This is a genomic window from Nocardia sp. PE-7 (genome assembly GCF_030486425.1).
Classification (GTDB): Bacteria; Actinomycetota; Actinomycetes; order Mycobacteriales; family Mycobacteriaceae; genus Nocardia; species Nocardia salmonicida_A.
Window position 1 is genome coordinate 6,034,204 of record NZ_CP129614.1, and the last position, 10,812, is coordinate 6,045,015.

13 protein-coding genes are annotated in these 10,812 nt (G+C 67.0%); 4 read left to right on the plus strand and 9 right to left on the minus strand.

Annotated features, from left to right (window positions below; genetic code table 11):
• Positions 1 to 43 precede the first annotated feature (43 nt).
• The 4 genes from QX204_RS28375 to mscL all read left to right on the plus strand — a co-directional run bounded on the left by QX204_RS28375 (position 44) and on the right by mscL (position 2,382).
• The gene (locus tag QX204_RS28375) at positions 44 to 643 is read left to right on the plus strand and encodes a 5-formyltetrahydrofolate cyclo-ligase (RefSeq protein WP_301908134.1); all 600 of its coding nucleotides are present in this window, start codon (positions 44 to 46) and stop codon (positions 641 to 643) included.
• A gap of 71 nt (positions 644 to 714) precedes the next feature.
• A complete protein-coding gene (locus QX204_RS28380; protein ID WP_301903579.1) occupies positions 715 to 1,029 on the plus strand; it encodes an FmdB family zinc ribbon protein in 315 nt (104 codons plus the stop codon).
• Positions 1,030 to 1,118: 89 nt separating this feature from the next.
• The gene (locus QX204_RS28385) at positions 1,119 to 1,787 is read left to right on the plus strand and encodes an SAF domain-containing protein (protein ID WP_301903580.1); all 669 of its coding nucleotides are present in this window, start codon (positions 1,119 to 1,121) and stop codon (positions 1,785 to 1,787) included.
• A 148-nt stretch (positions 1,788 to 1,935) separates the two neighbouring features.
• Complete coding sequence (gene mscL, locus QX204_RS28390; protein ID WP_301903581.1) at positions 1,936 to 2,382, plus strand: large conductance mechanosensitive channel protein MscL; 447 nt, start codon at positions 1,936 to 1,938, stop codon at positions 2,380 to 2,382.
• Between the two features lie 72 nt (positions 2,383 to 2,454).
• Here the strand turns inward: mscL and QX204_RS28395 are convergent, their stop codons facing one another.
• The 9 genes from QX204_RS28395 to QX204_RS28435 all read right to left on the minus strand — a co-directional run bounded on the left by QX204_RS28395 (position 2,455) and on the right by QX204_RS28435 (position 10,550).
• Positions 2,455 to 3,111, minus strand: a complete 657-nt coding sequence (locus QX204_RS28395) for an MspA family porin (protein WP_301903582.1) — start codon at positions 3,109 to 3,111, stop codon at positions 2,455 to 2,457.
• A gap of 61 nt (positions 3,112 to 3,172) precedes the next feature.
• Complete coding sequence (locus QX204_RS28400) at positions 3,173 to 3,841, minus strand: MspA family porin (protein ID WP_301903583.1); 669 nt, start codon at positions 3,839 to 3,841, stop codon at positions 3,173 to 3,175.
• A 338-nt stretch (positions 3,842 to 4,179) separates the two neighbouring features.
• Positions 4,180 to 4,839 (minus strand): MspA family porin, encoded by a 660-nt coding sequence (locus tag QX204_RS28405; RefSeq protein WP_301903584.1) that lies wholly within the window; start codon positions 4,837 to 4,839, stop codon positions 4,180 to 4,182.
• A 66-nt stretch (positions 4,840 to 4,905) separates the two neighbouring features.
• On the minus strand, positions 4,906 to 5,586 hold the full coding sequence (locus QX204_RS28410) for an MspA family porin (protein ID WP_056813945.1): 681 nt from the start codon (positions 5,584 to 5,586) through the stop codon (positions 4,906 to 4,908).
• A gap of 524 nt (positions 5,587 to 6,110) precedes the next feature.
• Complete coding sequence (locus QX204_RS28415) at positions 6,111 to 6,329, minus strand: hypothetical protein (RefSeq protein WP_301903585.1); 219 nt, start codon at positions 6,327 to 6,329, stop codon at positions 6,111 to 6,113.
• Positions 6,326 to 6,820 carry a MogA/MoaB family molybdenum cofactor biosynthesis protein gene (locus QX204_RS28420; RefSeq protein ID WP_228537147.1) on the minus strand — a complete coding sequence of 165 codons (495 nt, stop codon included), beginning with the start codon at positions 6,818 to 6,820 and terminating at the stop codon, positions 6,326 to 6,328. Before QX204_RS28420 ends, QX204_RS28415 begins: the two co-directional genes overlap by 4 nt.
• A 47-nt stretch (positions 6,821 to 6,867) precedes the next feature.
• Positions 6,868 to 8,307: a trypsin-like peptidase domain-containing protein gene (locus QX204_RS28425; protein WP_301903586.1), complete on the minus strand. Its 1,440-nt coding sequence runs from the start codon at positions 8,305 to 8,307 to the stop codon at positions 6,868 to 6,870.
• 92 nt (positions 8,308 to 8,399) lie between these two features.
• Positions 8,400 to 9,854, minus strand: a complete 1,455-nt coding sequence (locus tag QX204_RS28430) for a sensor histidine kinase (RefSeq protein ID WP_301903587.1) — start codon at positions 9,852 to 9,854, stop codon at positions 8,400 to 8,402.
• Positions 9,855 to 9,863: 9 nt separating this feature from the next.
• Positions 9,864 to 10,550 carry a response regulator transcription factor gene (locus QX204_RS28435; RefSeq protein WP_056813964.1) on the minus strand — a complete coding sequence of 229 codons (687 nt, stop codon included), beginning with the start codon at positions 10,548 to 10,550 and terminating at the stop codon, positions 9,864 to 9,866.
• Positions 10,551 to 10,812 lie beyond the last annotated feature (262 nt).

Below are 10,812 nucleotides of genomic sequence, written 5' to 3' on the forward strand. Positions count from 1 at the left end.
GGATCGCTGCGCGCCTGTGCAGACTATGGTGGTCGCTGTGGAGATGCCCGGTGAGCGCACCAAATATGCGTGGCGCGGCGAGATCCTGGCCACTCGCGCAGAAGTGGAGCCCACCGAACACGCCGTCGACGCGGCCGCGCTCGCTTCCTCGGCGGCCCACTTGGCCGGGCCCGATGACGTCGTGTGCGCCTACGTGCCCATCCGCGGCGAACCCGGCGATCTGCGCATGCTCGACGTGTTGCGCGCGCGTGGCGCCACGGTGTTGCTGCCGGTGACCGGCGAGCCCGGTCCGCTGAGCTGGGCGCGCTACGAGGGCGCGGATTCGCTGCGCAAAGCCCGCTACGGCCTGCTCGAACCGGCCACCGAGACGCTGCCACCCGCCGTGGTGGCCGAAGCCACCACGATCCTGGTGCCTGCCCTCGCGGTGGATCGACGCGGCGTACGGCTCGGGCGTGGCGCCGGATATTACGACCGGACGCTGGGTGCGGCCCGCGCTGACGTGCGCCTCATCGCCGTTGTCCGGGATAATGAACTGGTCGACCTGCTTCCCGAGGAACCGCACGATCGGCGGATGGGTTGGGTACTCACCCCGGGTGGCGGACTGCGACAGCTGGGCCGCGACCTCCCCGTTTCGCCGGAATGAAACGGCGATTCGCGGCGTTGGCAGTGTCGGCGGTAGAGTGCTAGATCGACGAGAGACTTGCGGAGGATCCTGTGCCAACTTATTCGTATGCGTGCACCGAGTGTGACAACCGCTTCGACATCGTTCAGTCCTTCTCCGACGACACACTGACGGAATGCCCGCAGTGCTCCGGGAAGCTGCGCAAGCTGTTCAACTCGGTCGGCATCGTGTTCAAGGGCAGCGGTTTCTACCGCACCGACAGCCGTGGCGGCGCGTCCACCGCGAGCGAACCGGCGAAGACGTCGTCCGAGAGCAGCAGCAACGGGTCGAGCACCAGCGGGTCGAGCAGCAACGGCGATTCGTCGTCGAGCGCGTCCACCAGCTCCACTCCGGCCGCCGCCAGCTGATTTTTCCACAGTTGTCCACAGCCCCGTAGTTATCCACAGGCGGGGCTTTCGGCGGCTTTTCCGCCGTGCGGCGGTTCTACGCTTTCGCCATGACTCGCAGTCTCGCCGATCTGGGCCGTGGCAGTTCCTGGCGCTTCGCCCTCGGTAACCGTCCGGCCTGGGCCGACGCGCTGCTCGCCCGGCGCATCGCCGCCGCTGTTCTCGCCATGGCTGCCGTGGTGCTGTTCGTGCGTGGCGATCCCGGTGGGGCGAGGGTCGCGGTTGTTGTCGCGGCCCGCGATCTCGCACCCGGACGGCTGCTCACCGCCGACGATCTACGTGTCGATCGATACGAGTCCCGTTCGCTGCCAACAGGTTCGGTCAGCGATACCGCTCCCCTGCTCGGCGCGACACTGACCGGCGCCATGCACGCCGGGGAAACCTTCACCGATCTGCGCGTCGTCGGGCCACGGCTCGCCGCCGCGGCCGCGGGTAGCGCCGATGCGCGGATCGTGCCGATCCGATTGGCCGATGCCGCGGTGGCTGATGTGTTGCGGGCGGGCGATCGAGTCGATGTCGTCGGAGTCGAGGACGCGGGCGGGCCGGGGGCGAGCACACCCGCACGGACGCTGGCCACCGATGCCGCGGTCGTGCTCGTTACCGCGACGGGCGATCGGCGCGGGGCGGAACGGGTGGTCTTACTCGCGCTGGACACCGAATACGCCACCGCCGTCGCCGGTGCGTCACTGCGGACGGCACTGACTGTCGTCTTCCACTGACCGCCGCCTCTGTCGCCCGCGGCGAAGTTCGCGAGAAATTTGCCCGAACTCTCGTTAGCATCAGATAGGAACCAAGCAGACCGTTTCGCAACATTCGATATGGAGCGCAGCGCCACGGGCCGGCTCCTGTACGAAGGAGACATCGGCAATGCTCAAAGGTTTCAGGGATTTCCTACTCCGCGGCAATGTGGTCGACTTGGCGGTTGCCGTCGTCATCGGCACGGCATTCGTCGCGATCGTCACCGCGTTCACCACCGGGATCATCAATCCGCTGCTCGCGGTGTTCGGCGGATCGAACGAGATGGGGCTTGGCTTCCAGCTCATCGCGGACAAACCGGCCACCTTCATCGAAATCGGGCCGATCATCACCGCGGCGATCAACTTCGTGTTGGTCGCGCTGATCCTGTACTTCGTCCTGGTGGTGCCCGCGACCAGGGCGAAGAAGCGGTTCTCCGCCGCCGACGAGAAGCTCAGCGAAAACGAATTGCTCATCCAGATCCGAGACCTGCTCGCCGAACAGCACAGCCGCTCGAACGGCAAGCACAGCTACCTGGCCGAACCGGCATCGGATACCGACGGTAAGAAGACCTACTGATCCGGCACCCCCACAACGCATCGGGTCCCGCTCACCTGGTGAGCGGGACCCGAATTCAGAGCTGGCGATTGCTCAGCCGAGGCTGAACGGCGCACCCCAGAGAGTCACCCAGCTGATGACGTTGTCGGTTTCCACCTCGACGCTCACGAAGGAACGAGCCTGGGCGTAACCACCACAGCCGGACAGGCCGATGGTCTCGTCGGCCCAGGTCACCGAGCCCGACCCGCCCTTGAAGGCATTGCGGGTCTTGTGGGATTCGTTGCCGTAGTCGTCGGGCATTTCGAGATCGAGGACGTAGAAGGACTTCGCCTGGCCGGGACCGACGGTGAGCTCGCCGCCGGTGTTCACCTCGCCGAACTCCACGCCCTCCACGACCTCGCCGCCGGCGTCTCCGAGCGCGTCGCCACCGGCGATATTGACCTGGCAACCCACGGTGTAACCGGGGAAGATCTTGCCACCGCCGTCACCGGACACCGAGACCTGCGCACTGCCGGAAACCCAGGCGTTGCGATGGGCTGGAGTGGCCCCCATGGACGGGTTGATATTGGCGGACTCGCCGACCAGGCTGATGTCGACGACGGTGCCGTCCGACAGCGTCTTGGTGATGTGGCCACCCGGCAGCGGAACGACGGTGTCGGCATCGGCCGCACCCGTGAACAGCAGACCCGATGCCACAGTCGCCGTCGCCATGAATCCGGCTGCGCGCGCCATGCTCTTACGGTTGATCATCACAGTGACCCCTCGAGGGTGAATTCGTGTGAACGAGAAAGAGTTTCGATTCGGCCGAGGATCAGCCGATGCTGAACGGCGCTCCGTACAGCGTGGTCTTGGAGTAATGGTCGCCGATGATCTCGACCACCGAGTAGGACCGGGCCTGCGCATAGCCCGCGCAGCCTTGGAGATCGATCTCCGCGTCCTGGTACTCCACCGAATAGACGCCGGGCTTCAGAATGTCCTTGGCATCGATCTGCACGAAGGCGACCTGCCCGGGGCCGAGGTGAAGGCCGATCGCGCCACCGGCCGAGGCGCCGAGGTTCGATACTCCACCGGCGAACCCGGCAGCGATCGCCTCGTCGCCGATGCTCACCTGGCACCCGACGATGTAACCCGTATTCAGCTGTGACGCACCATGCGTCGAGGAATTGTTGGAGCCGGAACGGTTCGTCGGACCGTTGTACGGCCCGACCTCGCCCTCCGGCGTGACCTGCACATCGGCGCGGGCGATGCCCGACACCCACACGACGCGACCAGCACCGTTGGCGGCCAGCGACGGGGAGACCACGGCATGCTCGCCGGTACGGCTCAAAGTGACGCCGGGGCCGGCCTTCTGGCCGTCCGGCAACGGTATGAAGGTGTCCGCCGCGGCAGCACCGGCCGACAACAGGCCGATCGTCACGGCCACGGCGGCGCCCACGCTCCAAGCGCCGCGACGCCCGCGGTTGGTGCGGTTCTCGCTCATTCTTCCCCTCGAGGTACGCAAATCCGACCTCGGCCATCGAGGTCGATATCTGTGTTGCGCCCGGACCCAGCTGGGGTGTGTCACAAGGACAGGCACCGCTGGCAACAGGACAGATGCGCCCTGCCGGGAGGTGGATCGAGAAGCTGTTGGTCACCGGATCAGCGCGAGCTCAGCCGATCGGCGAACGAAAACGCAAGTGACTTCGACTGCAAGAGCGGTCGATTCGGCTTCAACATAGTGAGACTGACTCGTAATGTCCAGCGCTATCGGAGTGCGCGCACACAAAACGGGCCGGTCGCAGAGCGACCGGCCCGTTTCGAGTGCGGGATGCGAACAGATCAGCCGAGGCTGAACGGAGCGCCCCACAGGGTCACCCAGGAGATGACGTTGTCGGTCTCGACCTCGACGGAGACGAAGGCACGCGCCTGCGCGTAGCCGCCGCAGCCGGTCAGGCCGATGGTCTCGTCGGACCAGGTCACCGAGCCCGAGCCGTCCTTGAACTTGTTCGACTTGCCGTGCGACTCCGAACCGTAGTCGTCGGCCTTTTCGAGGTCGAGGACGTAGAACGACTTCGACTGGCCGGGGCCGAGCGAGAGCTCGCCGCCGGAGGTCACGCCCGCCTCGACGTTGCCCTCCCAGTCGCTGCCGAGGTCGCCGCCGCCGGAGACGCCGCCGCCCGCGATATTGACCTGGCAACCCACGGTATAGCCGGGGAAGATCTTGCCGGAGCCGCCGTCGGAGACGGAGACCTGAGCGCTACCCGAAACCCACGCGTTGCGGTGGACCGGGGTGGAACCCAGCGACGGGTTGATGTTGGCCGACTCGCCGACCAGGGCGATATCGACAACGGTGCCGTCGGACAGCGTCTTGGTGATGTGGCCACCCGGCAGCGGAACGAAGGTATCGGCATTGGCCGCGCCCGTCGAGAACAGGCCGACGGCCACGGTGGCCGCAGCGCTGACGCCCGCCACCTTCGCCATGAACTTACGGTTGATCATAGGATTTGTCCCTCGAGGATTGAGTTCGCCGAAGCGAGAAGAAGATTCGTGCCGGATCGAAAGACGTCAGCCGATGCTGAACGGCATGCCGTACAGGGTGGTCTTCGAGTAGTGGTCGCCGATGATCTCGACCACGGTGTAGGCCCGAGCCTGCGCGTAGCCGGCGCAGCCCTGGATCTCGATTTCCGCGTCCTGGTAATCGATCGCGTACGTACCGGCCTTCAGGATGTCCTTCGAGCTGATCTGCACGAACTTGACCTCGCCCGGGCCCAGGTTCACGCCGATCGAGCCGCCGGCGGTCACGCCGCCGGTGCTCAGGCCACCGGACAGGCCGGCGCCGATCGCGTCATCGGCGATGCTCACCTGGCAACCGACGATGTAGCCGGTGTTCAGCTGGGAGGCGCCATGGGTGGAGGAATTGTTGGAACCGGGGCGGCCGGTCGGGCCGTTCCACGGGCCGACCTCGCCCTCGGGGGTCTCGTTGACCTCGGCGACCGCGGTGCCCGAGACCCACACGACGCGACCCGCGCCATTGGCGGACAGCGACGGCGAGATCAGCGCGGACTCATGGGTGCGGGTGATGGTCACGCCAGCAGGGCTGACCTTCTGGCCGTCCGGCAACGGCACGAAGGTGTCGGCATTGGCGGCACCGGTCGACAGCAGGCCCAAGGCCACGGCGGCCGCGGCAGCGCCGACGCCCGCGGCACGGACGCCACGGCGCACACCGGTGGTGCGGTTCTCGCTCATACTTCCCCTCATCAGGTGTCTAACAGCCGACCTCGACTTTCGAAGCCGGACAAGTGGACCTCACAGGGCCCAGATCAGTGTGTCGCCCCTTTGTTGCCGTTACGTAACTAACTGTTATTTCGACGATACGGCCGGGGCCGGTGTGGCGAACCCGAGCCAGGGCTCCACCGGGTGGTTCAACGCACAGAAGCGGGAGTACTGCGGGGACCGATAGTTGGTGGCTCAATGGCGAACATTAAACGCCGTTCCACGGATACGGCAATGTAAGAGTTCGTAAATTTCACTGTGAAGCACAGCACACATTCGTACATCGCCACATGCTTTGACGTGCATTGATGTAGTCGCGAAGGCCCCTGTCATGACACCTTGACAGGAGATAGCCGCGGGTGACGATTCGGGCCTTCCAACGACAAAAGACCACGCTTTCGCGTGGTCTCGAGTATTTGTCGGCAGTGCGAGTTCGCACCGAATTAGCCTTTTCCGATACCGCTTATTACGTAGCGGCTACGTAGATAACGGGCCGATCACCCGTGATGCGGGGGAACCTGGGACCGTAACCATTCGTCCGCGCCGGAGTCGCGTGATCGGTCGCCGCGCTCGTCACCGGTGGTCTCGGGCAGCACATCGCCGAAGATCCTCGCCAGCCGCGCCGCCTCGGCGGCCTTGCGCCGGAGCTCGTCCGCCGACGTGGGTTCCCGGCCCTCCTCGGAGTCGGGAACCGCGTCACGCGGAACGGAGGTCATTCGTCCAGACCGGACAGTTCGCCGATCACCTTGCTGGCCAGCGGGCCGAGGGTGGCCATGCCGTCGCGGACCGACGCACGGGTACCCGGCAGGTTCACCACCAGGGTGCTGCCGGAGATGCCCGCGACGCCACGCGACAGACCGGCGTCGAGCGAGCCCGCCACCCGGCCCGACGCGCGCAGCGCCTCGGTGATGCCGGGCAGTTCGCGGTCGAGCACCTGGGTCGTGGCCTCGGGGGTGATATCGCGCGGCGACATGCCGGTGCCGCCGACCGAGATCACCAAGTCGACACCGCCGATTACCGCGGTGTTGAGAGCGTTGCGGATCTCGACCTCCTCGGCCTGCACGGTCACCGAGGCGTCGACGAGGAACCCGGCCTCGTTGAGCAATTCGGTGACGAGGGGGCCGAGTGAATCCACGCCGCCATGAGCCGTCCGATCGTCGACGACAACAACCAGTGCGCGCCCTGCCACGGGAGCATCGATGTCCATGGTCATCACCGTAGCGCCTACGCACGACAGGTTTGCGTTCGAACGCATCATCGGCCGCCTTCGGCCGCCGCCGCGGTGAGCGTGACCTCGACGGTCTTGGCATTGCCGCCCTGTTCGTCGGTATAGGTCACCTTCACCTTGTCTCCTGGCTGGTGCGAGCGGACGGCGGCGATCAGCGCGTCGCCCGAGTCGATGGGACGGTCGTCGAGGCGGGTGATGACCGCGCCCGCGGGGATGCCCGCCTTGGCGGCCGGGCCGTCGGGGGTGGCCTCGAGTACGCGCGCGGCGGTGTCCTGCGGGCGCAGTTTGATGCCGATCTGGGCGTAGGTGGCGTGGCCGGTCTTGATCAGTTCGTCGGCGACCCGGCGTGCCTGATCCACCGGGATCGCGAAGCCGAGGCCGATCGAACCGCTCTGGGCGCCGCCCGCCGCCTCGCCGCCGAGGCTGGCGATGGCGGTGTTGATGCCGATCAGCTTGCCCTGCCCGTCGACCAGCGCACCGCCGGAATTGCCCGGGTTGATCGCCGCGTCGGTCTGGATCGCGTCGATCACCGGGTTCACCTGGCTCGGGGTTCCCTCGCCGCTGGTCGAGACCGGACGGTTGAGGGCGGAGACGATGCCGGTGGTGACGGTGCCCGCCAGGCCGAGGGGCGAGCCGATGGCGATCACGGGCTGGCCGACCGCCAGTCCGTCGGAGGTACCCAACTCGATCGGCGTGAGCCCGGTCTTGCCGCTGACCTTGATGACAGCCAGGTCGGACACCGGATCCGCGCCGATCATGGTGGCCGGCGCGGTGCTGCCGTCGCTGAACACCACTTCCATCTTCGCCGAGGCGCCCGCGCCCGCGGCGACGTGGTTGTTGGTGAGAATCAGCCCGTCCGTGGACAGCACCACTCCGGAGCCTTCTCCGGAAGCACGACTACCGGCGACCTTGATCATCACGACGCTGGGCAGTACCCGCTGCGCCACCGCCTGGGTGGACCCGGCGGGCGCGTTGGCGACATTGTTCACCGCGGGCTTGGGCGCCTCGAGCGCGTTGGTCACCGGTGCGGAACTCGAGTCGGTGGCGAGTACGCCGACGACACCACCGACACCACCGCTGACCAGTGCCAAGGCAGTCGCTCCGGCGATCAGGCCGAGCCGCAACGGCTTTCGCTGCGGAGTCGGCGCGGGGCCGAACGCCTGCGGCGCGACGCCGTGCGGGGCCGGAGCACCCTGCGGATGCTGGTGACCGAACGACGCGGTGTTTCCAAAGGGCGCGGGGTTGCCGTAGGGCCCGCCATAGTGAGCCTGGCTCGTGTGGGCGGCCTCGCCGCCATAGGGCGGCTGCTCGGCCTGGTGCCCGCCGTAGGGAGCCTGGTCCGTGTGGGCGGCCTCGCCGCCGTAGGGCGGCTGCTGGCCCTGGTGCCCGCCGAACGGAGGCTGATCCGGTTGCCCGCCGGTCTCGGCGGGGCGGTCAGCAGGGTGCCGCTGGGGATCGTCGGTCATGGTGTCTGTCTCCTCACGCTTGCAGACCAGCTTCGTGACGGCTACTGAGAGGCGCCTGAGATCGGACTATCAGTTCGCCGTGACTCCGACGATCACCCGGCCGCGGACTCGTCGAGAACGGTCGGCGCCTCCCCGGGCAACACGATGCGCACCAGCGCGCCGCCACGATCGGAGGTGTCCACCGCGATGGTGCCGCCGTGTTTGGTCACCACCTGCTTGACGATGGCGAGCCCGAGCCCGGAACCGGGCATCGACCGCGAGGCGGTCGTGCGGTAGAAGCGTTCGAAGACCAGCTCGCGTTCGTCGGTGGGGATACCGGGGCCCGCGTCGCCGACGGCCAGTTCGAGCAGGCCGGGACCGGCCGGGCGCATGGTGATGCGCACGACCGCGTCGGGCGGACTCCACTTGGCCGCGTTGTCGAGGACGTTGAGGACGGCCCGTTCCAGGCCCGCCTCGTGCCCGTAGACGAACCACGGCGCCAGATCGGCGACGAAGGTGATCCCCACCCGCCTTCGCCGCGCACGCTCGAGCGCACGCTCGGCCACCTCGCCCAGATCCACCCGCTCGTACACGGTTTCGGGGGCGTCCTCACGGGCCAGGTCGACCAAGTCGCCGACCAGTGTCGACAGTTCGCCGATCTGGGCGACCACATCGGCGCGCAATTCGGCCATGTCCTCGTCCGGCAGCCGGGGCGCACCGGGCCTGCCCGAGGCGATGAGCAGCTCCATATTGGTGCGCAGCGAGGTGAGCGGGGTCCGCAGCTCGTGGCCCGCGTCGGCCACGAGTCGGCGCTGCCGGTCGCGCGATTCGGTCAGCGCCCGCAGCATCGTGTTGAAACTCTCGGTGAGCCTGGCTAATTCGTCGTCACCGGTCACCGGGATCGGCGTCAGGTCGTCGGTGCGGGCCACGCGCTCGGTCGCCGCGGTGAGGCGGGCGATCGGGCGCAGGCCGGTACGGCCCACCGCGGTGCCGGCCGCGGCGGCGAGCACGACACCGCACGCGCCGACCACGAACAGCAGCCACGCCAGCTGATCGAGCACCTCACGGGTGCGATAGAGCTTCTGCGAGATGATCAGCGTCGCGCCGCTGTGCGTGCGCGCGGCGAGCACGCGCTGATCACCGACGGTGCGCAGCGAGGAGTTGATCTTGCCGTCGGCCACGGCGAGTTCCTGGGCGCCGACCGGCGGAATCGTCTGCTGGGGCGGCATATACGGCTTGTGACCGGCATAGATCAGCGCGACGCCGACATCGTTGGAGAACAGCCCGGCCAGCACGATCGACTGGAAACCGGCGGTCTCGAAGTTGTTGTTGATCATGGTGGCCGCGCGGGCCTCCAGCTGGGCGTCGACATCGGCGTACAGCGCGCGCGCCACCATCGCATAGGCGGCGATGGAGGTCACCGCGACGGCGATCAGCACCACCGACGCCGCCAGCAGCGTCACCCGCCAGCGCAGCGACACCGAGCGGGTCAGCGGGGTCGGCGGACGCATCTCGCTCGCGTCCAGCGGCCTGCCGAGTACGGCGACCGCGGGTTCCTTGGATGCCATGCCGCCCGCCTACGGAGGGGTCTCGCGCAGCACGTAGCCGACGCCACGCACGGTGTGGATCAGTCGCTCTTCGCCGTCGGCTTCGGTCTTGCGGCGCAAATAGCCGATATAGACCTCCAGCGCGTTGCCGGAGGTGGGAAAGTCGTAGCCCCAGACCTCTTCGAGGATTCGGCCGCGGGTGAGTACCCGGCGTGGATTGGCCATCAACATCTCGAGCAACGAGAACTCTGTGCGCGTCAGACTGATCCCGCGTTCGCCGCGCGAAACCTCGCGGGTGACCGGATCCAGCGACAAGTCAGCGAACACCATCGCCTCCGACGCTTCACCAGGATCTGGCGTTCGCCGACGCAGCAACGCCCGTAAACGCGCCAGCAATTCCTCCAACGCGAAAGGTTTCGGCAAATAATCGTCGGCACCCGCGTCGAGTCCGGCCACGCGTTCGGACACCGAATCGCGCGCGGTCAAAACGAGAATCGGCAGATCGTCGCCCGTACTGCGTAGCCGCCTGCACACTTCCAGGCCGTCCAGACGCGGCATCATGACGTCGAGAACCAGAGCATCGGGCCTGGCTGCGGTCACTTTCTCCAGTGCGTCCAGACCGTCGACGGCCAGGTCGACGGTGTAGCCGTTGAAGCTCAGTGACCGGCGCAGTGATTCCCGCACCGCGCGATCGTCGTCGACTACCAGAATGCGCATGTGCTGTAGTTTGCCGTGACCGACTGAGAACGTACTGAGAGGGCCCGGCGCGCCGAACGTCGTGTTCTAGGCGATGTATGTTGTAGGTCTTGACAAACCTGAACGAATCGTCGTTGTGTCAGCGCATATTCGGCGAATTACAGACCGCGTGGCCCGGATTGCCGTTGCCCACTCAGCACGGTATCTTTCCTGCGGTAAAAGAAGACCTCCAGTTGGTTCTGCGCTCGCATCGCTCCGCGACCTCCCCGCGCGGGCCGGGGTC

What these genes read in the sequence shown, in the direction of transcription:
- QX204_RS28375 (WP_301908134.1), top strand. Translation starts at nt 44, where the DNA reads ATGCCCGGTGAGCGCACCAAATATGCGTGGCGCGGCGAGATCCTGGCC.
- QX204_RS28385 (WP_301903580.1), top strand. Translation starts at nt 1,119, where the DNA reads ATGACTCGCAGTCTCGCCGATCTGGGCCGTGGCAGTTCCTGGCGCTTC.
- mscL (WP_301903581.1), top strand. Translation starts at nt 1,936, where the DNA reads ATGCTCAAAGGTTTCAGGGATTTCCTACTCCGCGGCAATGTGGTCGAC.
- QX204_RS28395 (WP_301903582.1), bottom strand. Translation starts at nt 3,111, where the DNA reads ATGATCAACCGTAAGAGCATGGCGCGCGCAGCCGGATTCATGGCGACG.
- QX204_RS28400 (WP_301903583.1), bottom strand. Translation starts at nt 3,841, where the DNA reads ATGAGCGAGAACCGCACCAACCGCGGGCGTCGCGGCGCTTGGAGCGTG.
- QX204_RS28405 (WP_301903584.1), bottom strand. Translation starts at nt 4,839, where the DNA reads ATGATCAACCGTAAGTTCATGGCGAAGGTGGCGGGCGTCAGCGCTGCG.
- QX204_RS28410 (WP_056813945.1), bottom strand. Translation starts at nt 5,586, where the DNA reads ATGAGCGAGAACCGCACCACCGGTGTGCGCCGTGGCGTCCGTGCCGCG.
- QX204_RS28415 (WP_301903585.1), bottom strand. Translation starts at nt 6,329, where the DNA reads ATGACCTCCGTTCCGCGTGACGCGGTTCCCGACTCCGAGGAGGGCCGG.
- QX204_RS28420 (WP_228537147.1), bottom strand. Translation starts at nt 6,820, where the DNA reads ATGGACATCGATGCTCCCGTGGCAGGGCGCGCACTGGTTGTTGTCGTC.
- QX204_RS28425 (WP_301903586.1), bottom strand. Translation starts at nt 8,307, where the DNA reads ATGACCGACGATCCCCAGCGGCACCCTGCTGACCGCCCCGCCGAGACC.
- QX204_RS28430 (WP_301903587.1), bottom strand. Translation starts at nt 9,854, where the DNA reads ATGGCATCCAAGGAACCCGCGGTCGCCGTACTCGGCAGGCCGCTGGAC.
- QX204_RS28435 (WP_056813964.1), bottom strand. Translation starts at nt 10,550, where the DNA reads ATGCGCATTCTGGTAGTCGACGACGATCGCGCGGTGCGGGAATCACTG.